Origin of the sequence: Actinoplanes sp. G11-F43, from assembly GCF_050589265.1 — a bacterium.
GTDB lineage: Bacteria > Actinomycetota > Actinomycetes > Mycobacteriales > Micromonosporaceae > Actinoplanes.
In genome coordinates, this window is the sequence record NZ_JBNZCE010000006.1 from 177767 (window position 1) to 200316 (window position 22550).

General features: G+C 71.0%; 22 protein-coding genes. 10 read left to right on the forward strand and 12 right to left on the reverse strand.

From position 1 onward, the window contains the following. Positions 1 to 29: 29 nt before the first annotated feature. Complete coding sequence (locus ACQ0O7_RS08180; RefSeq protein ID WP_430781170.1) at positions 30 to 1043, forward strand: NADPH:quinone reductase; 1014 nt, start codon at positions 30 to 32, stop codon at positions 1041 to 1043. Here ACQ0O7_RS08180 and ACQ0O7_RS08185 read toward each other — a convergent pair. The 6 genes from ACQ0O7_RS08185 to pseB all read right to left on the reverse strand — a co-directional run bounded on the left by ACQ0O7_RS08185 (position 1021) and on the right by pseB (position 7318). Beyond that, entirely contained in the window at positions 1021 to 2025 is a 1005-nt protein-coding gene (locus ACQ0O7_RS08185) for a PseG/SpsG family protein (RefSeq protein ID WP_430781171.1), read from the reverse strand. The two genes, ACQ0O7_RS08180 and ACQ0O7_RS08185, sit on opposite strands and share 23 nt — an antisense overlap. Positions 2026 to 2110: 85 nt before the next feature. Beyond that, a complete protein-coding gene (locus ACQ0O7_RS08190; protein ID WP_430781172.1) occupies positions 2111 to 2836 on the reverse strand; it encodes a cytidylyltransferase domain-containing protein in 726 nt (241 codons plus the stop codon). After that, entirely contained in the window at positions 2833 to 4311 is a 1479-nt protein-coding gene (locus ACQ0O7_RS08195) for a hypothetical protein (protein ID WP_430781173.1), read from the reverse strand. The genes ACQ0O7_RS08190 and ACQ0O7_RS08195 overlap by 4 nt, the downstream gene beginning before the upstream one ends. Further along, positions 4308 to 5210, reverse strand: coding sequence for a hypothetical protein (locus ACQ0O7_RS08200; protein ID WP_430781174.1), 903 nt, complete (start codon positions 5208 to 5210; stop codon positions 4308 to 4310). The genes ACQ0O7_RS08195 and ACQ0O7_RS08200 overlap by 4 nt, the downstream gene beginning before the upstream one ends. Before the next feature lie 3 nt (positions 5211 to 5213). After that, a complete protein-coding gene (locus tag ACQ0O7_RS08205) occupies positions 5214 to 6338 on the reverse strand; it encodes a DegT/DnrJ/EryC1/StrS family aminotransferase (protein WP_430781176.1) in 1125 nt (374 codons plus the stop codon). Further along, positions 6338 to 7318 carry a UDP-N-acetylglucosamine 4,6-dehydratase (inverting) gene (gene pseB / locus ACQ0O7_RS08210; protein ID WP_430781177.1) on the reverse strand — a complete coding sequence of 327 codons (981 nt, stop codon included), beginning with the start codon at positions 7316 to 7318 and terminating at the stop codon, positions 6338 to 6340. Before pseB ends, ACQ0O7_RS08205 begins: the two co-directional genes overlap by 1 nt. A gap of 190 nt (positions 7319 to 7508) precedes the next feature. Between pseB and ACQ0O7_RS08215 the strand changes: the two genes are divergently transcribed. From ACQ0O7_RS08215 to ACQ0O7_RS08245, 7 genes are all read left to right on the forward strand, one after another. Further along, positions 7509 to 7751, forward strand: a complete 243-nt coding sequence (locus ACQ0O7_RS08215; protein ID WP_430781178.1) for an acyl carrier protein — start codon at positions 7509 to 7511, stop codon at positions 7749 to 7751. Further along, a complete protein-coding gene (locus tag ACQ0O7_RS08220) occupies positions 7748 to 8479 on the forward strand; it encodes an SDR family NAD(P)-dependent oxidoreductase (protein WP_430781179.1) in 732 nt (243 codons plus the stop codon). Before ACQ0O7_RS08215 ends, ACQ0O7_RS08220 begins: the two co-directional genes overlap by 4 nt. Beyond that, positions 8476 to 9678 carry an AMP-binding protein gene (locus ACQ0O7_RS08225; RefSeq protein WP_430781181.1) on the forward strand — a complete coding sequence of 401 codons (1203 nt, stop codon included), beginning with the start codon at positions 8476 to 8478 and terminating at the stop codon, positions 9676 to 9678. The genes ACQ0O7_RS08220 and ACQ0O7_RS08225 overlap by 4 nt, the downstream gene beginning before the upstream one ends. After that, complete coding sequence (locus ACQ0O7_RS08230) at positions 9675 to 10709, forward strand: acyl-protein synthetase (RefSeq protein ID WP_430781182.1); 1035 nt, start codon at positions 9675 to 9677, stop codon at positions 10707 to 10709. Before ACQ0O7_RS08225 ends, ACQ0O7_RS08230 begins: the two co-directional genes overlap by 4 nt. Beyond that, positions 10706 to 11887, forward strand: coding sequence for an acyl-CoA reductase (locus ACQ0O7_RS08235; RefSeq protein WP_430781184.1), 1182 nt, complete (start codon positions 10706 to 10708; stop codon positions 11885 to 11887). The genes ACQ0O7_RS08230 and ACQ0O7_RS08235 overlap by 4 nt, the downstream gene beginning before the upstream one ends. Positions 11888 to 11965: 78 nt before the next feature. After that, positions 11966 to 13270 carry a sensor histidine kinase gene (locus ACQ0O7_RS08240; RefSeq protein WP_430781185.1) on the forward strand — a complete coding sequence of 435 codons (1305 nt, stop codon included), beginning with the start codon at positions 11966 to 11968 and terminating at the stop codon, positions 13268 to 13270. Between the two features lie 28 nt (positions 13271 to 13298). Further along, a complete protein-coding gene (locus tag ACQ0O7_RS08245; protein WP_430781186.1) occupies positions 13299 to 13943 on the forward strand; it encodes a response regulator in 645 nt (214 codons plus the stop codon). 10 nt (positions 13944 to 13953) lie between these two features. Here ACQ0O7_RS08245 and ACQ0O7_RS08250 read toward each other — a convergent pair whose 3' ends face one another. Then, positions 13954 to 14298 (reverse strand): fluoride efflux transporter FluC, encoded by a 345-nt coding sequence (locus ACQ0O7_RS08250; RefSeq protein ID WP_430781227.1) that lies wholly within the window; start codon positions 14296 to 14298, stop codon positions 13954 to 13956. After that, positions 14295 to 14639 carry a fluoride efflux transporter FluC gene (locus ACQ0O7_RS08255; RefSeq protein ID WP_430781228.1) on the reverse strand — a complete coding sequence of 115 codons (345 nt, stop codon included), beginning with the start codon at positions 14637 to 14639 and terminating at the stop codon, positions 14295 to 14297. The genes ACQ0O7_RS08250 and ACQ0O7_RS08255 overlap by 4 nt, the downstream gene beginning before the upstream one ends. Before the next feature lie 291 nt (positions 14640 to 14930). Here ACQ0O7_RS08255 and ACQ0O7_RS08260 point away from each other — a divergent pair, with 291 nt between their 5' ends. Next, positions 14931 to 15758: a hypothetical protein gene (locus ACQ0O7_RS08260; protein WP_430781188.1), complete on the forward strand. Its 828-nt coding sequence runs from the start codon at positions 14931 to 14933 to the stop codon at positions 15756 to 15758. Further along, the gene (locus ACQ0O7_RS08265; RefSeq protein ID WP_430781189.1) at positions 15758 to 17461 is read left to right on the forward strand and encodes a class I SAM-dependent methyltransferase; all 1704 of its coding nucleotides are present in this window, start codon (positions 15758 to 15760) and stop codon (positions 17459 to 17461) included. Before ACQ0O7_RS08260 ends, ACQ0O7_RS08265 begins: the two co-directional genes overlap by 1 nt. A 112-nt stretch (positions 17462 to 17573) precedes the next feature. Here the strand turns inward: ACQ0O7_RS08265 and pseI are convergent, their stop codons facing one another. From pseI to ACQ0O7_RS08285, 4 genes are all read right to left on the reverse strand, one after another. After that, positions 17574 to 18590 (reverse strand): pseudaminic acid synthase, encoded by a 1017-nt coding sequence (gene pseI / locus ACQ0O7_RS08270; protein WP_430781190.1) that lies wholly within the window; start codon positions 18588 to 18590, stop codon positions 17574 to 17576. Further along, positions 18587 to 19045, reverse strand: a complete 459-nt coding sequence (locus tag ACQ0O7_RS08275) for a GNAT family N-acetyltransferase (RefSeq protein ID WP_430781191.1) — start codon at positions 19043 to 19045, stop codon at positions 18587 to 18589. The genes pseI and ACQ0O7_RS08275 overlap by 4 nt, the downstream gene beginning before the upstream one ends. A 4-nt stretch (positions 19046 to 19049) precedes the next feature. Continuing rightward, positions 19050 to 20111, reverse strand: coding sequence for a glycosyltransferase family 2 protein (locus ACQ0O7_RS08280; protein WP_430781194.1), 1062 nt, complete (start codon positions 20109 to 20111; stop codon positions 19050 to 19052). Positions 20112 to 20192: 81 nt separating this feature from the next. Continuing rightward, positions 20193 to 22442 (reverse strand): putative bifunctional diguanylate cyclase/phosphodiesterase, encoded by a 2250-nt coding sequence (locus ACQ0O7_RS08285; RefSeq protein ID WP_430781195.1) that lies wholly within the window; start codon positions 22440 to 22442, stop codon positions 20193 to 20195. Positions 22443 to 22550: the final 108 nt, after the last annotated feature.

Genomic DNA, 22550 nt, shown 5'->3' on the forward strand with positions numbered 1-22550 from the left:
TACCCCTGAGCGCGAAATAGGGTGGGGGTATGCGTGCTGCCGTATTCCACGAGCCGGGTCCCGCTTCCGTTCTGCAGATCGTCGACCGCGCACTCCCGCTGGCCGGTGCGGGGGAGGTGCGGGTGCGGATCGTGTACTCGGCGGTGAACCCGACCGACACGGGCACCCGGTCCGGTCGTGGGGTGCCGGACGGGGTGGCGCCACCGCGGGTGCCCAACCAGGACGGGACGGGTGTGGTGGACGCGCTCGGCGAGGGTGTGCACGACCTGGAGCCGGGTGACCGGGTGTGGGTGTGGGACGCCGGGTTCGGCCGGGCGGACGGGACGGCCCAGGAGTATGTGGTGCTGCCCCGCCGTCAGGTGGTGCGGATGAACGACGACGTGCCCCTGGAGGTCGGCGCCGACCTGGGGATTCCGGCGCTGACCGCGCACCGCTGCCTGACCGTCGCGGCGGACGGGCCGGACCGGCTGGAGCCGGGTGCGCTGGACGGCCGGACCGTGCTGGTGGCCGGGGGTGCGGGCGCGGTCGGCAACGCGGCGATCCAGCTCGGCAAGTGGGCCGGCGCGACGGTGCTCACCACGGTCAGTTCGAAGGAGAAGGCGGATCTGGCGCTGGCCGCCGGCGCCGACGCGGTGATCAACTACCGCGAGGAGGACGTCGCCGCCCGGGTGCGGGAGATCAGCCCGGCCGGGCCGGACGTGATCGTCGAGGTGAGCACCGGCAACCTGGATCTGGACCTCGACGTGATCGCCCCGGGCGGCAACATCGCGATCTACGTGGGCGGGAAGTTCAGCGTGCCCAGTTTCAAGGCGATGATGAAAAATGCCAGCCTCGACTTCGTGCTCACCTACACCACCACCGCGGAGGAGAAGGCGAACGCGGTGGAGGCGGTGGCCGAGGCGGTCAACGCGGGCGCCTTCCGGGTCGGCGAGGACGCCGGGCTGCCGATCATCAGGTTCCCGCTGGACCGCATCGATGAGGCGCACGAGGCGGTCGAGAACCACGCGGTCGGCAAGGTTCTCATCGAGGTGACACCGCTCTGAGCAGGGCGTCCGCGACACGTTCGACACCCCGGCCGTCGACCGCCGACCATCCCCGGGTGGCCAGCACGGTGCGGGCGGCCGGGTCGAGCAGCAGCCTTCGCAGGGTGGTGACGGCGGTGTCGCCGAACTCGCCGAGCCGCCCGATGCCGGCGGCGTAACCACGGGCGATGGTCTTCTCGTACCCCAGCGACTGGTTGTCGACCACCCAGACCAGGGCGGCCGCCCGCCCGAGGCAGAGCAGTTCCCAGGTGGACGTGCCGCTGGCGCTGACCACCAGATCAGCCTCGGTCAGCAGTTCCGGCAGCCGGTCGGTCGGGTCGATGATCGTGAAGCTCTGTCCCTCACCGGCCGGCACCGCGCCGAGTTCGGTGCGCAGGCCGGCGTCGGCGGCGATCACCGTCGCGTCGAACGGCGCCGCGGTGTCCGCGAGCAGTTGCGCGATCTGAGGCGCGGCACGGTAGGCGTCGGTTCCGCCGAAGAACGCGACCACCTTGGGGGTACGTCCGGAGCGGTGCACCGGGGCGGTGGGAGGCCGCAGCCGGCGCACCGACGTACGCAGCAGCGCGTGGTCGATTCCGGTCAGCAGAGTGCCGTCGGCGTCGAGTTCGGTGTCCAGGTTCTGATCGACGTAGATGTCCGCGTCCTGGCCGCGCGTCTCGCCGTCCACGATGGCCAGCACGGTCCGGCCGGTGGCCCGCACCGCTTTGCTGTGCGCCGGTGGCAGCGTGTACGAGTCCACCACCAGCGCGTCCACCCCGAGCCGCTGGACCGCCGCGACCAGGCCCACCTCGTCGTACGGGGCCGGATGCCAGGGCAGTCCGCGCTGCCGCAGCTGGGCCTCGGCCCACGCCACCCCGCCGAGATCGCTGAGAAAGTGCACCTCGACGCCACGGGCGACGAGTTCCTCAGCGAGAGCCACACACCGAACGAGGTGCCCCACTCCAGTCCGGGCCCCCGCATCACACCGGATCCCCACGATCATGCTGTGCCAGCCTTGGCATGCTCTTCTGGCCCTCGCCCGGGGCGTGGTCGGTTCGCTGCGGGTGGGTGCCGCTCGGTGCAGGCGATCATGCCTGATCAAGTTCCTTCTGGGCGATGTGCGCGTTCAGGCCGGCGAGCTCGGGGCGGTCGGCGAGCCAGTCGGCGAGTTCCCGGACGGCCACCGGGGCGTCGCCGAAGTGGTCGACGATCGCCTCGATCAGCCGCCAGTCGTCCTCGGTGTCCAGAGTCAGCCGCAGGTACGACAGATCCGGCAGCACGGTCATCCCGATCACGTCGAAATCGGCCGGGTGCGAATAGATGTACGAGGTCACATGCGTGCGGTGGTGGTCGTACGCCAATTTGTCGATCTCTTTGAGCACCGGCCCCCGAACCGCCTCGACGTCCAGCCCGCGCGGCAGCGTCCGGGTGATCGAGGTGGTCAGATAGTCGGCGCCGGAGGCGGTGAACACCCGGTGGGCGCGGGCGACCAGCCGTGGATCGAGCAGCGGGCAGTCCGCGGTGAACCGCATCACATGCTCGGCCGACCGGGTCTCCAGCACGCCGAGGAACCGGGTGAGCACGTCGTCGACCGGCCCGCGGTAGCACTCCACACCGATCCGCGCGCATTCGGCGACCACCGCGTCGTCGGCCGGTTCGATGGTGGTGGCCACCACCAGGTCGTCGAGCACACCACTCTCCCGGGCGGCCCGCGCCACCCGATCGAGGACGGTGCGCCCGCCCAGGTCGCGCAGCACCTTGCCGGGCAGCCGGGTGGAGCCCATCCGGGCCTGAATGATCCCGAGGGTGGTCATGTCCGTCCTTTTCGGATGCGATTGCGGGCCGCGCGGGCCAGGACCAGCCCGGCTTTGGCGGCGCGATAGCCGAGGTTGCCGCTGAACGCGGCGATCTGTGTCTTGGCGCGGCCCAGTTCGGCCTCGCGCTTCTCCAGCTCCACCTCGAAGAACCGGGTGCGCTCCTCGGCGTCGGCGAGCCGCTTCCGCAGTTCGGTGAGCTGAGCTTCCTGCTCACGACGCCCGATCGACACCGACATCTCGGAGATGTCGGGTGGGGCGGAGACGCCGGCCGCCCCGGCGAGGACCGCGATCAGCCGGACCACGTCGGTGACGCCCGGCCACGGGTGGTGGTATCCGCCGTCGAGCAGGGTGTGCGCGAACCGGGCCAGCGCGTCCGGCAGCTCCGGCACACCCGGGTCCAGGATCGTGAACCGTTCGCCGTCGACCAGCACGTTGCCGGCCGCCGCCATCGGCAGCTCGGTCATCCAGCCGGTGAGCAGCCGCCGCAGTCGCGGCAGATCGTGCCCGAGAGCCGCGGTGAGCAGCCGCTCCTCCAGCAGATGGCCGGCCGGCAGCGGTTCCGCCGGCCCGTTCACCGGCCGGCGCAGCCAGCCGTCCGGGGTGCTGAGAAGCTCGGTGACCACCGGGGACGAGGCATCCGGGGACGCGAAGAGCACCGGTGGGAGCGGGAGGGCCGGACTCGGGCGGGCCGCGCGCTGGGCCGTCACCAGCCAGACGGGGGCCAGCTCGGCGCCGATTCCCCGGCGCACCGAGGCTGCGGCCAGTCGCCGTGGGTCGCTGAGGACCGGGATTTCGGCGTACGCCCCGGCCGTCGCGTGAGCGGCAAAAGCGGACAGCGCGTCCAGTGGCCCGTACCGCAGAGCCTCCGGGGTGGCCAACAGCGAAGGACGTCTGAGCGACGGCCAGCCGGACATCAGAGAGGTAACCGGGAGTCCCTCGGCACCGAGAACAGTGGTCAGCCGGTCCGGCCGGCCGGGTTCCCCACTGAACTCGCCGAGTGGCGTCCAGGCGTCCGCCGCCGGATCCGCGGTCGCCGTTCCCGGATCGACCAGGCGGTGGACGCCCAGCTTGTTCTCGACCGCGAGCAGCAGCGTGCCACCGGGCCGCAGCGCCCGTTTCAGCACCCGGACCGATTCGGCCCAGTCCAGCGGGGTGTCCTCCGGTGAGACCAGGCGGCCGACCCCGTCCAGGGCGACGACCACGTCGTACCGATCAGTCTCGGTCAGTTTCGAGAGAGTGCCGCACAGCACGTCCACGTCGGGCAGTGCTTCGGCGTCCGGCCGGGACCGCAGCAGGCAGGTCACCTCACGCCGGTCGGCGAGTGCCCGGATCAGCCCGGTGTGGTGTGGCCCGGCGACCAGCACCCGGATTCCGGTGGGCAGCCGGTCGAGCAGGTGCCGGTAGAGGGGGCCGTCGGCCGGCGGGTGTTGTTCGGCGTATTCCGGCATCTCGCCGCCGATCATCGTGATCATGCCGGCCAGCCGAGGATCGCGCGGAGTTCGGCCGGGGAGGCCAGGTGGCCGTCGCCCAGTTCGGCCAGCACCGTCGAGCGGGCCCGGTCCGGGTCGGGGGCGACGCCGTGCAGTTCGGGCCATTCCCGGCGGATCCGGTCGGGGGTGGCGGTGTCCTCGCGGTCCAGGTACATCGGGTCGCCGTACACCGCGGGCGCACATCCGGCCGCGGTGCCGTACAGGATCGCGGTGCTCAGCCGGTTGGACGCGACCCGGCGGTGCCGGCGCAGTTCGGCGAGCTGGCCGTGCAGGAACCGGGCGTCGGTACGCATCCGCATGTACCCGCGGTAGCCGTGGCAGATCACCCGGCCGGCCTGCTCGTACAGCGCCCGGATCCGGCTGTCCTCGAACTCGTTCCAGTACAGGCAGAAGGTGATCGGGCCGTCCTCGGTGGCGACGATCTCGTCGATCAGCCGGTGATGGTCGCCGCTGACCTTCTGCCCCTCCCACCCGTGGAACGGATACCAGATGGTCCCCTCCCTCCGTGCCGCGTTGTGGTCCGGTTCGGACCGTAGGTCGGCACGCGGTTTGGCCTGGCGCGCGGCTTCCGGGTCGTGTGCCGCGTTGTGGTCCGGTTCGGACCGCAGGTCGGCACGGGCCAGGGAGCGCAGCAGGTAGAGGAAGGGCGCGCCGATCACCGTGGCCAGTGGCCGGTCCATCGACCAGGCGCGGCGCCGGGTGCGCTCGGACCAGACGAAGATCGGGCTGCCGGGGGCGTACGGGGTGCCCCCGCCCAGCCCGTCCACCACGTTCCAGCCGTGCTGGAGGTAGCCGTCGATCCGGGGCGGATCGGCCGGGTCCAGGCCGCAGTACTCGGCGAGCACGTGCGCGTGCCCGTAGAAGTGGTTGCCGTGGTGCACCCGTCAGCTCCCGAGGATGCCGCGCAGCGCCTCGACCACACGATCCTGATCGTCGTCGGTGAGGTCGGCGAAGAGCGGCAGGGACAGCTCCTCGGCGTAGAAGGCCTCCGCGTTCGGGCACATCCCGCGCCGGTAGCCGAGGTCCTCGAAGACCGGATGCCAGTAGACCGGGATGTAGTTGACCTGCACACCGATCCCGGCGGCCCGCAGCCGGTCGAACACCTCCCGGCGGCGACCGTCGAGGATCCGTACCGGATAGAGGTGGCGCATCGGGTCGACGTCGTCGGCCTGGACCGGCAGCCGTAACCCGGGCACATCGGCGAGCAGCTCGTCGTAGCGGGCGGCGAGCTGCCGCCGCCGCTCCTTGAACGCCGCAAGGCGGCGGAGCTGGGAGCTGCCCAGGGCGCAGAGCACGTCCGGCAGCCGGTAGTTCAGGCCGAACTGGTGCACCTCCTGATGCCAGGCGCCCTCGTCCGGGTACCGCATCCGGGCCCGGTCCCGGACCAGCCCGACGGTCCGGAACTCCCGGAGCCGGGTGACCAGTTCGGGCCGGGTCGAGGCGATCGCCCCACCCTCCGCGGTGGTCAGGTTCTTGGTCGGGAAGAACGAGAACGTGGTCAGGTCGGCGAGGGTGCCGACCGGCCGGCCCCGGTAGAGCGAGCCGATCGAGTGGGCGGCATCCCCGAGCAGGTACGCCCCGGCCCCGTCGGCGATCTTGCGCAGCCGGTCGTAGTCGGCCGGCACACCGGCGTAGTCGACCGCCGCGATCACCTTCGTGCGCTCGGTTACCACCGCCTCGACGGCGGCCGGGTCGAGGTTGGCGCTGTCCTCCTCGACGTCGGCGAAGACGACGGTGGCGCCGAGCATGGCCGCGCCCGAGGCGGTGGCCACGAACGTCATCGGTGTGGTGACCACCTCGTCACCGGCGGACACCCCGGCCGCCGCGTACGCCGCGTGCAGCGCCGTGGTGCCGTTGGTGACCGTGACGCAGGGCGCGCCGGCCACCTCCGCCAGCATCGCCTCGAACTCGGCGACCCGCGGCCCGGTGGTCAGCCAGTCACTGCTCAGCGCGTCGATGACCGCCGCGACGTCGGACTCGTCGATGGACTGTCGCCCGTACGGCAGCATCAGGACTCCGCGAGCATGTCGCGCATCTCGTCCACCGAGAGCCACAGGTCGTTGTTGTCCGAGCGGTAGTTGAAGCCGTCGGCGACCTCCTCACCACCGGCCGGCGACTCGTAACCCCAGCTCGCCACCACCGGCTGGACCACGTAGCGGTCCTTGAAGCGCAGCGTGCGGCGGCTGTCGTCGGCGGCGATCATCTCCTCGTGCAGCTTCTCGCCGGGCCGCATGCCCATCTCGTGGGTGGCGGCGCCGGGCGCGACCGCCTCGACCAGGTCCATGATCCGCATGCTGGGGATGCGCGGGACGTACAGTTCGCCACCCTGCATCACGTCGAAGGAGTCGACGACGAACTTGACCGCCTGGTCCAGGGTGATCCAGAACCGGGTCATCCGCTTGTCGGTGATCGGCAGGCTCTTGCCCTCTTCGGCGAGCTTGCGGAAGAACGGGACCACCGAGCCGCGGCTGCCCATCACGTTGCCGTAGCGGACCACGGCGAGCCGGGTCGGGTGGGTGGCGGCGTAGTGGTTGCCGGCGATCACGATCTTGTCGGCGGCCAGCTTGGTCGCGCCGTACAGGTTGATCGGGCTGGACGCCTTGTCGGTGGAGAGCGCGACGACCTTCTTGACCTCGGCGTTGATGGCCGCGTCGATCACGTTCTGGGTGCCGTTGATGTTCGTCGCGACGAACTCCGACGGGTTGTACTCGGCGGTGTCCACCTGCTTGAGGGCGGCCGCGTGCACCACGTGGTCGATCCCGTGCATGGCCCGGGCGAGCCGCTTCTCGTCCCGGATGTCGCCGATGAAGAACCGCAGCCGCGGGTCGTCGCCGAACATCTGGCGGACCTCGTACTGCTTCAGCTCGTCACGCGAGAAGACGACGATGCGGGCCGGGTCGAGATGGGTCAGCGCGTACCGCAGGAAGGCCTTGCCGAAGGAACCGGTGGAGCCGGTGACAAGGATCGAGGAGCCGGCGATTTCAGACAAGGTTTTCTCCGAGGGGATCAGCGAGAGGCTGGTTACGAGCCGGAAGCATAACCAGCGGAATCGCTATTTCCAGACGAGCGGGAGAACGCCAAATTCAGTTCATTTCCAGTTCAGCCGGGATTGGTCCCCACGACCGTGGAGCTGCGGGAAGGTAGGACTCCTCTGATCACCCCCACCCTGGAGTAATACCGTGACTGAGCTGCAGAGACTACGCGAGGCGTTCCGTGCCGCCCTCGATCTTCCGGCGGACGCGCCCGTGGACGACCTGCGCTACCAGGACAACGAGAAGTGGGATTCGCTCGCGCACATGTCCCTTGTCGCGACCATTGAAGATGAATTCTCGGTAATGATTGACACCGACGATGTAATCGATATGTCCAGTTTTAAGGAAGCCGTGCGAATCCTCGGTAAATACGGGGTGGACGTCAAGTGAGTGTCGCCCTCGTGACGGGTGCGTCGCGCGGCATCGGCCGGGCCACCGCGCACCGCCTCGCCGAGCAGGGCTTCGACCTGGTGCTGCACGGCCACGGCCCGGACGCCGTCGCGGCGACCGCTGCGGAGCTGGCCGGCAAGCACGGCGTCACCGTCGTGCACGGGGCCGGTGACATCGCCGACCCGGCCACCAGCAAGGGTCTGGTCCGGCTGGCCTTCGAACAGTTCAAGCGCCTGGACGTGCTGGTCGCCAACGCCGGTACGCACGCCGCCGGGATGCTCGGCATGACCCCGGACGGCACCGTCGAGCGGCTGTTCGCGGTGAACGCGGCGGGGGCGGCGTACACCCTGCAGAACGCGGTCCGCCTGCTGGCCCGCGGGACGAACCCGGCGGTGGTGCTGACCGCCTCGATCACCGGCACGCACGGCATCGCCGGGCAGGCCGTCTACGCCGCCTCCAAGGCCGCCGTGGTCGGCCTGACGAGGTCGGCGGCCAAGGAACTCGGCCCGCGCGGCATCCGGGTCAACGCGGTCGCCCCCGGCTTCATCGCCACCGACATGCTGGACACCCTGGACGAGGCCGGCCGCGCCGACCGGATCGCGGACACCGCCCTGGGCCGTCTCGGCACCGCCGAGGAGGTCGCCGACGTGATCGCCTTCCTCGTCTCCGGCCAGGCCCGATTCGTCACCGGACAGGTGATCGGGGTGGACGGGGGACTGACGCTGTGAACCTGCTTCATCCCGGCGCGACGGTGATCGACGCGGCCACCGGCGAGGTCCTGACGCCCGCGCTGATCGACGCCGCCGCGGCGGCCCTGCCCGCCGGGTCGCCGGTCTTCCTGCCGATGACCAGCACCGTCGCGTCGATCGCCACCTACCTGGCCGCGTTGCGCGCCGGCCGGCCGGTCCTGCTGCTCGACCCGGACCTGGACCAGACCGCGCTGCGGGCCCGGTTCGGCACCGATCGGACGCATCCCGATCTGGCGCTGCTGCTCACCACCAGTGGCTCGACCGGGGACCCGAAACTGGTCCGGCTGTCCCGGTCCGCGGTGCTCGCCAACGCCGAACAGGTGGCCGGGAGTCTCGGCATCACCGGCGACGACGTCGCGATCACCACGTTGCCGTTGTTCTACTCGTACGGCCTCTCGGTCCTGCACTCGCATCTGCTCCGCGGCGCGACCGTGGTGCTGGAGCGGACCGGGATCACGCGGAAGGACTTCTGGACCGCGGTGAACGAGCACCGGGTCACGTCGATGGCGTTCGTGCCGTCGCAGTACGAGATGCTGCGCCGGCTCCGGTTCGACCCGGCGAAGTACCCGTCGGTGCGCACCCTCACCCAGGCCGGCGGCCGGCTGCGCACCGAGCTGGTGACCGAGTTCGCCGGAAAGACCGAGCGGTTCTTCGTGATGTACGGCCAGACCGAGGCCGGGCCGAGGATGGCCTGCCTGCCACCGGCCGCGACCGCCGAGAAGCTCGGGTCGGTCGGGGTGGCGATGCCCGGCGGGGCGTTCGAAATCGAGGACGGCGAGGTCGTCTACCGAGGACCCAACGTCATGATGGGGTACGCCGAAACCGCCGCCGACCTGGCCCGCGGTGACGACCAGGGTGGTGTGCTGCGCACCGGTGACCTGGGCCGGCTCGACGACGACGGCTTCCTGTTCATCACCGGCCGGCTCAAGCGGATCGCCAAGGTCTTCGGGGTCCGGATCAACCTGGACGACGTGGAACGGCACTTCCCGGTGGCGGCCGTGGCCGGGGACGACAGGCTGGTCGTCTTCACGTCCGAGGACGACACCCGGGTACTCCGCACCAAGATCTCCGAGTGGCTGGGCACCCACTTCAGCGGGATCGACGTGCGCACCGTCGAGGCGCTGCCGCTGCTGCCGAACGGCAAGACCGACTACCGCGCCCTGGAGGCGTCGCTGTGAGTGTCTTCACCCTGCCGCAAGCTGAGAAGGAAGCGCGGCTTCTCGGGGAATTGTCGGCTCTGACCGATTTCCACCGGGCGAACTGCGAGCCCTACGACCGGATTCTCACCGCTTCCGGCTTTTTCGCCGCATCCGACATATCCGCACTGCCCTGGCTGCCGGTACGGCTCTTCAAGACCCTGGAACTCAAGAGCATCCCGGACGACGAGGTCTTCAAGGTCCTCACCTCCAGCGGCACCACCGGCGACGTCAGCAAGATCTACCTGGACAAGGCGGCCGCCGCCGAACAGCAGCGCCGCCTCGCCGCCACCGTGCAGACCGTGCTCGGCCCGAAACGCCTGCCGATGATCCTGGTCGACACCAGGGCGATGCTGAAGGACCGCCGCTCGTTCAGCGCCCGGGGCGCCGGCGTGCTCGGCATGTCCACCTTCGGTCGCGACCACGTCTGGGCACTCGACACCGACGGCGCCGTCGACCTGGCCGCCCTGCGCGGCTTCCTGGCGAAACACGGCGACCAGCCGTTCCTGATCTTCGGGTTCACCTACCTGGTCTGGCTGCACCTCTACGAGGTGGCGCTGGAGCACGGGCTGGACCTGAGCAACGGCATCCTGATCCACTCCGGCGGCTGGAAGAAGCTGATCGACCAGGCCGTCTCCCCGGAGGAGTTCCGGGCCCGGCTGGCGAAGGTCGGGCTGACCCGGGTGCACAACTACTACGGCATGGTCGAGCAGATCGGGACGATCTTTCTTGAAGGCCCTGACGGTGGCTCGCTGTACTGCCCGGACTTCGCGGACGTCGTGGTTCGTGACCCGCAGACCTGGGCGGAACTACCGCCCGGGAAACCGGGCCTCCTGGAAGTGGTGAGCACCCTGCCCACCTCCTACCCTGGCCACGTGCTGCTCACCGAGGACCTCGGCGTGGTGCACGGCATCGACGACGGCGAGTGGCCGGGCAAGCGCTTCTCGGTGCTCGGCCGGCTGCCCCGGGCCGAGGCGCGGGGCTGCTCGGACACGTACCGGAGTGCGTCATGAAGTTTCGTTTCGGGGTCGAAGGCGACCTCACCGCACCGTCCGGGGACCGGCTCACCGTCGGTGATCCGCGGGTCGTCGACTTCCTCGCCAAGCTGGCCCGCAAGCTGCTCGCTCCGGCGGTGGCCCGGCGCTTCCCGGAGCTGGGATCGCTCGGCTACTTCCTGCGGCCGGCCGAGTTGCGGCGGGCGGTCGCGGCGATGCGGCGCGACGACGCGCTGGTCTTCCCCAGGGGCAACGTCTTCCACCTGCCGCCGGCCAATGTGGACACCATCTTCGTCTACTCGTGGGCGCTGTCCGCGCTGGCCGGCAACCACAACGTGGTCCGGATCTCGTCCCGGTCGGCGGGCGCGGCCGAGGTGATCCTGGAGGCGCTGAACGAGACCGAGGCCGACCCGGTGATCGGGCGGACCCAGAAGATGGTGACGTACGGCTACGACGACACGATCACCGCGGCTCTCAGCAGGTGGTGTGACCTGCGGGTGATCTGGGGCGGCGACACCGCCGTCGACACCATCCGCAGGCAGCCGCTCCGGCCGTCGGCCCGGGACCTGACCTTTCCCGACCGTACGTCCTGGGCGGTCCTGTCGGTTCCCGGCTGGCATGCCGCCGACCCGGCCGCACGCCGGGCCGCGGTGGTCGGGTTCGCCAACGACGCCTACTGGTTCGACCAGGCCGCCTGCTCGTCACCACGCTCGGTCTTCCTGATCGGCGACGGGGACACCGCAGCGGTCCGCGCGGAGTTCCTGGACCTGCTGCTCGACGTGGTGGACCGGCGCGGCTGGACGGTGGACGCGGCGATGGCCGTGGAGAAGCGGGTCACCGCCTACGGGCTGGCCGCCACCGGAGCCGCCACCGCGCTGGACTTCCCGGACAACCGGGTGACCGCGGTGACCCTGGCCGGCCCCGGTGCCGCGCCGCGCCGCTGGATCGGGGCCGGCGCCTTCCCGTTCGCTGAGGCGGGCTCGCTGCTCGACCTGGTGCCGGCGATGAACCGGCAGGACCAGACGGTCAGCCACTTCGCGTTCGCCGAGGCCGAGTTGCGGGCCTTCGCCACCGAGCTGGGCGGCCGCGGCGTGGACCGGATCGTGCCGTTCGGGTCGGCGCTGACCTTCGGTGCCATCTGGGACGGGTACGACCTGCCGTCCGAATTCACCAGGCTGACCACGCTGCAGCCGTAGGTGGTAGGGATAACCCCACCACACAACGGGCGGTCCACCGGATCGCGCCGGTGGGCGCCGGTGCCTAGCGTTTGTGGCATGACCACCACATACGCCGGCGCGGCGCCCACCCACCGGGGCGGACGGCTGCGCCAGCTGGGCATCGACACGCAGTATGTGCTGCTCGGCTTCCCGCTCGCCCTGATCACCCTGGTCGTCGGCCTGACCGGGTTCTCCCTCGGTGTCGGCCTGGCGGTCCTCTGGGTCGGCCTGCCGCTGCTGGTCGGCACCCTGATGTTCGCCCGCGGGTTCGCGGTCACCGAGCGGGCCCGGATCGGCCCGGTGCTGGGGCAGCGGGTGCCCCATCCGCCGTACAAGAAGGTGCGCGGCCAGGGTGCGTTCCGCCGCACCCTGGCCCCGCTCACCGACACCCAGTCCTGGCTCGACCTGCTGCACGGCATCCTCCGGCTGGTGCCGAGCGTGCTCGGATTCTGCTTCGTGCTGGTCTGGTGGGCCGGCGCCCTGGCCGGGTTGTTCTACCCGCTCTACGACTGGGCGCTGCCGCACCCGCCGGACAACTACGGGTTGCACGAGCTGCTCGGCTTCCAGGACACCATGGGCGTCCGGATCCTCTTCAACCTCAGCTTCGGCATCTTCTTCGCCGGCACGCTCTACTGGGTGGCCCGCGGTGCCGCCCTGATGGAGGCCTACTTCGCGAAGGCTCTGCTGAACGGGGCGTACGACCTGCGGATGCAGGTGGCCGCCGCAGAGCAGGCCCGCGACCTGGCCCAGCAGCAGAAGGCGGCGGCCGTCTCGGCCGAGGCGGTGGCGCTGCGCAAGCTGGAGCGCGACATCCACGACGGCCCGCAGCAGCGGCTGGTCCGGCTGGCGATGGATCTGGGCCGGGCCGAGCAGCAGTTCGCCGACGACCCGGAGCGGGCCCGCGCGATCGTGGCCGAGGCGCTGTCGCAGACCCGGGAGACCCTGGACGAGCTGCGGGCCCTGTCCCGTGGCATCGCCCCGCCGATCCTGGTGGACCGCGGGCTGCAGGCGGCGCTGACCGCGCTGGCCGGCCGGTGCACCGTCCCGGTCGACCTGGACACCCCACCGCTGGAGCGGCTGGACCCGGCCGTCGAGTCGACCGCCTACTTCGTGGTGGCCGAGGCGCTGACCAACGTCGCCAAGCACAGCCACGCCAACGAGGTGCAGGTCAGCGTGCAGCGGATCGCCACCGGCCTGATCGTGACGGTGTCCGACGACGGGGTGGGCGGGGCGAGCCTGGCCAAGGGGCACGGGCTGGCCGGGCTGGACGACCGGGTGCGCGCGGCCGGCGGGGTGCTGGCGGTGGACAGCCCCGCCGACGGAGGGACGCGGCTCACGGCGGCACTACCGCTGCCCCTCTGAGTGCGGGGTGATCTGACAGCATGACGGCATGCGGGTGGTCATAGCCGACGATGCGGTGCTGTTGCGGGAGGGCCTGATCCGGCTCGTCGAGGAGAACGGTCACACCGTCGTCTCGGCCGTCGGGGACGGGCCCGCACTCGTCGCCGCGATCAAGGAACACCGTCCGGACGTCTCGATCGTGGACGTCCGGATGCCGCCGTCACACACCGACGAGGGTCTGCGGGCCGCGGTCGAGGCCCGTGCGGCGGTGCCGGGCAGCCCGATCCTGGTGCTCTCGCAGTACGTCGAGGTGTCGTACGCCGATGATCTGCTGGCCGATCGCCGTGGGGCGGTCGGCTATCTGCTCAAGGACCGGGTGTCGCTGGTCGCCGAGTTCCTGGACGGGCTGAAGCGGGTGGCCGAGGGCGGCACCGTGCTGGACCCCGAGGTGGTGGGCCAGCTGCTGGTGCGCCGGCACCGCGACGACCCGATGCGCGGCCTCACCCCACGGGAGCGGCAGGTTCTCGCCCTGATGGCGGAGGGCATGACGAACACCGCGATCGCCCGGTCGATAGTGGTGACCGACGGCGCGGTGGAGAAGCACGTCCGCAACATCTTCACCAAACTCGGCCTGCACCAGGACGAGGAGCAGCACCGGCGGGTGCTGGCAGTGCTGGCCTACCTCCAGACGTAGGACGTCCTCATCAGCCGGCCACCGTGTGGGCGAGGGTGCCGCCGAGCACGGCGGCGCCCACTCCGGCGGTGATGCTGAGCAGGGCGTACCCGGTTGCGGCGGCGATCTCCCGGCGCCGGGTCAGGGTGAGGATCTCCCAGCTGAACGTGGAGTACGTGGTGAGCGCACCGCAGAACCCGGTGCCCAGCATCGCGACCAGGCCGGGGGAGAGCGGCAGCCCGAGCACCAGCCCGAGGACGAACGACCCGGCCACGTTGACCACCAGGGTGCCCCGGTGGTCCCGCACCACCTGGCTCACCAGATAGCGCAGCGGCGCCCCGATCGCCGCGCCCAGGGCCACCAGCAGGGCGGTCATCGCCGGGCCGCCAGGCTGCCGGCCAGCACCGCGAGCAGGCATCCGATCAGGGTGGCGGCCAGATAGGCCAACCCGGCGGCGGACACCTCGACGATCGCGGTGGAGAAGGTGGTGTAGCCGCCGAGGAAGCCGGTGCCGAGCAGTAACCGGGGCAGGCGGCGCTCGATCCGGGTGTGGAGCACCCCGATCAGGAAACAGCCGGACACGTTGATCGCCCAGGTGGACCAGGGGAAACCGGTGGGGGAGTGCGGCCACGCGGTGGAGATGCCCCACCGGGCCAGGGCGCCGAGGACGCCACCGGCGGAGACGACGGCGAGTGCGGTGCGATCCACTTCTCGCAGGCTAGTCCCCGGCGGCCGGGGGGACGTGGCGGCGTCCACCCCGGCCGGTTCCGGGTGCTCCTACTGCTGGGGAGCGGTCCTGCGTCCACTGTAGATCAGGATCTTGATCGGGGCTTGGGCGGCCCCGTCCGGGACCTCGACCTTAATTCTGGCTGTCGAGGTGGTGACGTCGTGGTGGTGAGACGGCGATTTGGGCGTACAAAAGCGTCATAGGCTCTATAAAACGGTCACGATGCGCGCAGGAACTGCTGATAACGTGCGGCTCCGCACGCGGACGGAGCGGAACGAAGAATGCACCACGCGAATCATCACTACGGGCATGCGCACATTCTGGCCCGGTACTGCGGGATCCCGGAGCCCCTGCACCCACCACGGATCCGGGGGTACCTGCAACACGGCTGGAACATCGGGGACGGGCTGGCACCCGGGACGCCGTACGTGTCCGGCGCCCCGCTACTCGTGTGGTCCGAGGAGACCCGGCGCCGCTCCTGGTCACAGGGCCGGCGCAACGTCACGGTGGTCGGCGCGCCGTTCGCCTACCTGGTGGCGATGACGCCACCCGCCGAGGAACCCGGCGAGGGCACCATCTTCTACCCGTTCCACGGCTGGGAGGGCCAGCAGGTCCACGGCGACCACCAGCGGCTCATCGACGAGGTCCGGGCCACCGAGACCGGCCCGGTCACCGCCTGCCTGTACTGGAACGAGTACCGGATGCAGCCGGTCCGCGCCCTCTACGAGAAGGCCGGGTTCCGGGTCATCTGCCACGGCTACCGCGGCTTCTGGTGGCGCGACAACAACCCGGACTTCCTGGTCGGTCAGCTCGCCGAACTGCGGCGGCACCGGCGGGTCGTCTCCAACCGGCTGTGCAGCGCCATCTGGTACGGCCTGCTGGCCGGGCGGGAGGCCGCCGTCTACGGCGACCCGATGGTGCTCGACAACGCCGACATGACCTTCGGTGGCGAGCCCCGCCTGCACCGGCAGTGGCCGGACGTCTACGGCGCCCAGACCGACTACGCCACCTGTCACCAACTCGCCCGGGAACAACTGGGTGCCGATGAACTGGCCGGTCCCGCCGAGCTGCGCAAGCTCCTGGGCTGGCCGAAAGAGGGGTACGTGTGATGCCGGAGCGCCCGGACATGGCCGCGGCTGTCGCCGCGCCACCGCTGACCAACCTGATCCGGGCCGGCGGCGAGATGTTCAACTGGACCGACCCGGCCGACCGGGACAACCCGCTGCTGACCCACCTCGTCGTGGAGCTGGCCGGGCCGGGCCGGACCGTCCTGGTCGCCGGGCCGCACCCGGGCACCCTGGTCGCCGCGCTCACCGCCGGCGGCGCCGAGGTGACCTGGCTGCTGCGGTCACTCGTCGACGCCGAGACGGCCGCCCGCGCCCACCCCGGAGTCACGGTGCTGTCCGGTGCCTTCGGCAAGGCCGACCTGACCGCCGGGTACGACGTGGTGGTCGCCACCGACGGCATCCAGCGGCTCAACTCGGCCGAGGGTGACCAGCTCCCGGCCGGGGAGTTGCTGGACCGGCTGGCCGGTGCGGTCCGCCCGGACGGCGCGCTGATCCTGATGCACGACAACCAGCTCGGCGCCCACCACACGGTCCGGCTCGACCCGGGCGCCCGCCACCGCGACGACTCCGCCTGGTACCCGGCCGAGGCCGTCGACGGCCCGGCCGCGCGTGGCCAGCTGACCGCGCGCCTGGCCGGGGCGGGACTGGTGGTGGACGCCGCGTACGCCGCGTTCCCGGAGCCGGGCGGTCCGGGCGTACTCGTCGGGGGTGCCACCCTCGGCGACGTGGCGTCGCCGCTGCGGCCCTGGCTGCGGACCGTCCTCGCGCAGGCCTACACCAGCGCCTTCCGTGGCCGTCCGGTGCTCAGCGACCCGCGCCGGCTGGTCGACCGGGCCCTGCGGGCCGGCGCCGAGGACACCGTGGCCGGTGGCTGGCTGGTCATCGCGCACGCACCCGGCGGCGACCAGCGGAGCCGGGCCTGGGACGACGTGCTGATCGAGGACGGCGGCGGGGTGTACGCCCTCGGCCCGGACGGCCCGCGGACGCTGGTGCCGCCCCGGCTCGTCGAGGTGGCCGGCCTGCGCCGGGCCGAGCTGATCCGGCCGGCCGGCGGCCCCGGGCTGGAGGAACGGCTGCTCGACCTGTGCGCGGCCGCCGACGTGCGCGGCCTGCGCCGGGAGATCGCCCGCTACGAGGTGTGGCTCTCCGGCCAGCCCGAGGACGGCCCGGCGGTGCTGGCCGACCTGTCCTCGATCGCGGTCACCGGCGACGACCTGACGGTGCGGTACGCCCGCTGGACGCCCACCGAGCCGGTGCCGGTGCAGGTCGCGCTGGTGCGGGCGCTGTGGCAGTTCGCGGTCCGGCTGATCACCTGGTCCCGGTCGCACCCGTGGCCGATCACGGCGAGCGCCGCCGACCTGGCCGCGATCCTGGTCGGGATGTCCGGCCGCAGCCTGGCCGACGAGGAACTGCGGGCCGCGATCGACCTGCAGATGACGATCGACAGCGCCGAGTACGGTCTCGGGCCGGCCGAACAGCGCGCCCACCGGCTGGCGCTGCGGGCCGTACAGCCGGGCACCGCTCCGCTGGACGTGGCCGGGTACCGGGATCTGACCGAGGCGCTGTGGCGTCAGCGGTACCAGGCGAGCCACCTGCTGGCGATGATGGAGTGGAACGAGCAGATCATCCGCTCGCGGGACAACGCGCTGAGCAAGATGGACTGGGAGTTGTCACTGCTGCGGCGGACCTGGGGCGGCCGGTCGTTGATGCTGGCGAAACGGGCGTACAAGAAGGTCAAGAAATAACGGAAGGGCGGCGTGAGCCGCCCTTCCGGTTTTCTGCCCTCCGTGGTCGAGGCCAGACCGTGTGCCGATTGATGGCTCGAATCGAGCCACCAATCGGCACACGAATGACGAGTTAGATCAAGTCCCAGGTCAGTGGGGTGCCCTTGGTGGCGTCGGTGGTGAAGGTGCGGCCCAGGACGGTGCCGATCAGGTTCGGTTCCAGCCCGCCGGTGGGTCTGATGGAACGAACGTTCTGTTCAGTTACCGGTTCCCCCGCCCGCACGTCGGCCACCACGTACAGCGACCGCCGGAACCGCAGGCTCTCCCGCTCCGCCTCGGTCGGGCCGATCGACGTGGTGCCGAGCGCCTGCCAGGCCCGCTCCGACTCGGTGACCAGCAGCTTCAGCTCGGCCCGGTCGAGCGAGAAGGCCGAGTCCACCCCACCGTCGGTACGGTCCAGGGTGAAGTGCTTCTCGATCAGGACCGCGCCGTACGCCACCGCCGCGATCGGCACCCCGATCCCCATCGTGTGGTCGCTCAGCCCGATCGGCAGCCGCAGCGCCTCGGCGAGCACCGGGATGCGCCGCAGGTTGGTCTCCTCGGGCGGCGCCGGGTACGACGCGGTGCAGCTGAGCACGGTGATGTCGGTGGCACCGGCGCCGCGGGCGGCCTCCACCGCGGCGGTGATCTCGTGCAGCGTGGCCATGCCGGTGGAGATGATGATCGGCTTGCCGGTGCCGGCGGCCAGCCGGATCAGCGGCAGGTCGGTGATCTCCGAGGAAGCGATCTTGTACTTCGGCGCGTCCAGCTTCTCCAGCAGCTCGACGGCGGTCCGGTCGAACGGGCTGGAGAACGGCGTGATGCCCCGCTCCCGGGCCCGGTCGAAGATCGGCGCGTGCCAGTCCCACGGCGTGTGCGCCCGCTCGAACAGCTGGTAGAGGTAGTCGCCGCCCCACAGGTCGTGGCCGGACGAGATCTGGAAGCGCGGGTGCTTCACGTCCACCGTCATGGTGTCCGCGGTGTACGTCTGGATCTTGATGGCGTCGGCGCCGGCGTCGGCCGCGGCATCCACCAGGGCCAGCGCCCGGTCGAGCGAACCGTTGTGGTTGCCCGACATCTCCGCGACGATGTACGGCTTCCTGCTGCTCATCTGTTTCTCTCCGTCCAGACGACCGTCTTCGGCACGCCGTCGACGAGTCGTTCGTATCTGCGTGTCTCGCGGAACCCGAATCGCCGGTGCAGCGCGAGGACCTGCGTGTTGTCGGCGAGCGTCTCGCCGCCGAGGGTGTCCAGGCCGAGGGTGCCGAAGGCGTACTCGACGGCCTCCTTCTCCAGCCGCATCCATGCGGGCAGGAGGCGCGGTCCGAGCCCCTCGACGTCGAGGTAGAACGACCAGGTGGTGCCGTCGAAGATCACCACCCCGGCCGGGCGGCCGCCCTCCTCGTCCTCCTCGTAGATGAGGACGTTCCCACTGCGCTTCGCCCACCAGGCGGCGTGCTCGGTGGGCTGGATCTCGTGCGTGGTCAGGCTGACGGCGCGGACGTCCGGATGGTTGCGCCAGGGCAGGACCAGGTCACGGTCGGAATCTCGGGCGGGTCGAAGCACGCCGTCAACGTAGGGAGCCGGTCTTGACCCGCTGTGGCGGTGACGGGAGGTCCGGGGAAACCACAGGTGTCCGTTGGGTGGACCGGCGCCGGATGCCCGCGACCCGGTATCCGGTGCGCAGGGCGGCGTACATCGCGTAGCTGTTCGCGGCGACCAGACGGTGCTTGAGACCGGGCGTACCGGCGGGAGGGAGGTATCCGGCCGGGCGGTGCCGGCGGTAGAGGGCGGCGATCTCCCGGAAGAACGCGCGGCGGCGGCTCGGGTGCACCCGGCTCTCGTTGCCGGCCACCACCAGCAGGTGGCTGATCATCAGGGTGAAGACCCGCACCCGCAGTGCCGGGTCGGCGTCCGTGCCGTCCAGCCAGGCGTAGAACCGGTCCCACTGCTCGAACGCCTCGAAGTGCCGGTCGCTGCGGGTCGCGGTGATCGCCCCGAACCGGCCGACGCGGTAGTGGTAGCAGACCCGGTTCAGCACGTCGACCCGGTCGGCCGCGATCAGGACCGGATTGCTGAACGGGACGTCCTCGTACCAGCCGGCCGGGAACTTCAGATCGTGCTTGGCCAGGAAGTCCCGGCGCAGCACCCGGTTCCAGGCGGTGTGCTGGACACCGATCAGGCGGCGCAGCTCGGGCGGCCCGGCCAGCAGCGGCGAACTCGGGTCGCTCTGCAGCCGGCCGCTCTCGTGCACCCGCAGGTGGTCGATGAGCAGCACGTCCGGTTCGGTCTCCCGGAGGCGCTCCAGCACGGCCCGGACCGAGCCGGCCGGCAGCCAGTCGTCGCTGTCGACGAACCAGACGTAGCGGCCCCGGGCCTCGGCCAGGCCGGCGTTGCGGGCCAGGCCCAGCCCGACGTTGTCCTCCAGGTGCAGCACCCGCAGGTCACCGTGGCGGTCGGCGTACCCGTCCAGCATCAGGCCGCAGGTGTCCGGTGAGGCGTCGTCGACGGCGATCACCTCGACCTGGGCGTTCTCCGCGGCGGTCAGCCCGGCGCGGATCGATTCGAGGCACTGGTAGAGGTAGCCCTCGACCGCGTAGACCGGCACTACGACGGTCAGCAGAACATCCATGCGATCAACCGTCGTTCCCGTCGGTGAAGTCGAGGGGAACGACGGTTGTCGGGGATCTACATCACAGGCAATTTCACCGGTCTATTCGGGGTCGGGCGGGAAGAGCAGGTCGCTCATCGCCGCGGAGGTGAGCGGCTCGGCGAAGTAGTAGCCCTGCCCCAGCTCGCAGTTGCCGTCGGCGAGTTCGCTGAGCTGCCCGGCGTCCTCGATGCCCTCGGCGACTGTGGACAGTTGCAGGGCCTGGCCGAGCTGGATGATGCCGAGAGTCAGCGCGGCGGCGGCCGGCACGTCACCGACGTCGTCCACGAACGATTTGTCGATCTTGATGATGTCGACCGGGAACCGCCGCAGGTACGCCAGCGACGAATAGCCGGTGCCGAAGTCGTCGATGGCCAGGCGTACGCCCAGCGCCTTGATCGCCTCCAGCCGGTCCAGCGTCTCCTGGCGGTGATCCACCAGCAGCGACTCGGTCAACTCGATGACCAGGCACTCCGGCGGCAGCCCGCTCTCCGCCAGCACCGAGCCGACCACCTGCGGCAGGTCGGCCCGCTCCAGCTGGACCGCGGACAGGTTGACACTCACCGACAGCGGCTTGCCCGCTTCCCGCCGCGCGTTCCAGCGGGCCGCCTGGTGGCAGGACTCGCGCAGCACCCACTCGCCGATCGGGACGATCATCCCGGTCTCCTCGGCCAGCGGGATGAAGTCCAGCGGCGGGATCATCCCGCGCTCCGGGTGCTGCCAGCGGACCAGCGCCTCCAGTCCGGAGATCTCGTGGGTGGCCAGCCGGACGATCGGCTGGAACCGCAGCTGGAACTCGTGCCGCAGCACCGCCCGCCGCAGGTCGGCCTCCATCTCCAGGTGCCGCTGGAAGGACTCGCGCATCGCCGGCTCGAAGACCGCGTACTGGTCCTTGCCCTTCTTCGCCTCGAACAGCGCCAGGTCGGCCCGGACCAGCAGCTCCTGCGCGTCGTGCTGACCGGCCTCGGCGAAGGCCACGCCGATGCTGCAGGTCACGAACGTCTCCCGGCCGTCCAGGTCGAACGGCTCGCGCATCGCGGTGACGATCCGCCGGGCCACCGGGATCGCCGCCTCCACACTGCCCGCCTCCGGCAGCAGCACGGCGAACTCGTCCCCGCCCAGCCGGGCCGCGGTGTCGTCGGTCCGCAGGCACTCGCGCAGCCGGTCGGCGACCGCGGCCAGCAGCCGGTCCCCGGTGCCGTGCCCGAGCGCGTCGTTGATCATCTTGAACCGGTCCAGGCCGACCAGCAGGGCCACCACACCGCCGGTGCGCAGACCACCCAGAGCGTTCTCGGTACGGGTGACGAACAGCGATCGACTGGCCAGCCCGGTCAGCGAGTCATGGAACGAGGAGTTCATCTCGGTCAGCGTCCGCGCGTCGGTGACCGCCAGGCTGGCGTGCTCGGCGAAGGCCAGCAGCATCTCCCGCGACGCCTTGTCCCAGTCACGCCGGGCCCGGTGGGTGCCGGCGAACATCGCGCCGACGACCACCCCGTTCTCGTGCACCGGCACCGCCATCACACTCTTGATCCGGTGCCGCACCAGCTCCGGCACCGCGATCGGCGAGCTGGCGTAGTCGTCCACCGCGACCAGCTCATCGCCCATGATCGACAGCCCGACCACGCCGAGGGTGGCGATCGGCATCCGCTGCATCCGGGGCGGCACGTCGTCCGGGATGCCCGACGAGGCGACCAGGCTCATCCGGCCCGGGTCGTCGTTGTCCAGCACGGTCAGCCCGGCCAGGTCGACGCCGAGCAGCTCGGCCACTCCGGTGGAGACCCGGTTCAGGATGTCCGCCAGCGGCTCGCGCCGGGCGATCGCCCGCTGGATCCGGCTCAGCTCGTCGAACAGCCGCTGCCGGCGCTGCAGCGAGTCGATCAGGCGGTTGTTCTCCTCCGCCTGCCGCCGTTCCGCCTCGACCAGGTGCAGGGCCTGCAGGCTCAGCTCCAGGACCCGGGCCATGCCCCGGAGCAGGCAGACCTCCTCGTCGGTGAAGTCGCCGGTCTCGCGGCCCAGCACCAGCATGCCGGAGGACGTGCCACCGAGCGGCGCGACAGCGAGCGTGTAGGTGGCGTCACCCACCCGCAGCGTCGCCGGGCGGCCGACCAGATAACCGGCGGTCAGGGCGTAGGCGGGCAGCTGATCGGCGGGCAGCCCGACGGCCGCCGCCACGCCACCGTCGACCGTCAGGACGGCCAGGTCGGCGTCGAGCGCGCGGAGAGCGCACTCCACCGCGGCGTGCTGGGCGGCTGCCTCGTCGGGCCGATCGGCCACGACGGTGAGGAACTCCGTCAGTTGCTGAGTGGCGAGCACGAGGTTGCTGTCGGCCGGGTGCGGCCGGACATGAGGGAAACCCGCAAGCCGGACGGGGTTCGTGCCAATCTGGTCACGAACGGTCAGTGGATCGATACGGACGGTTGT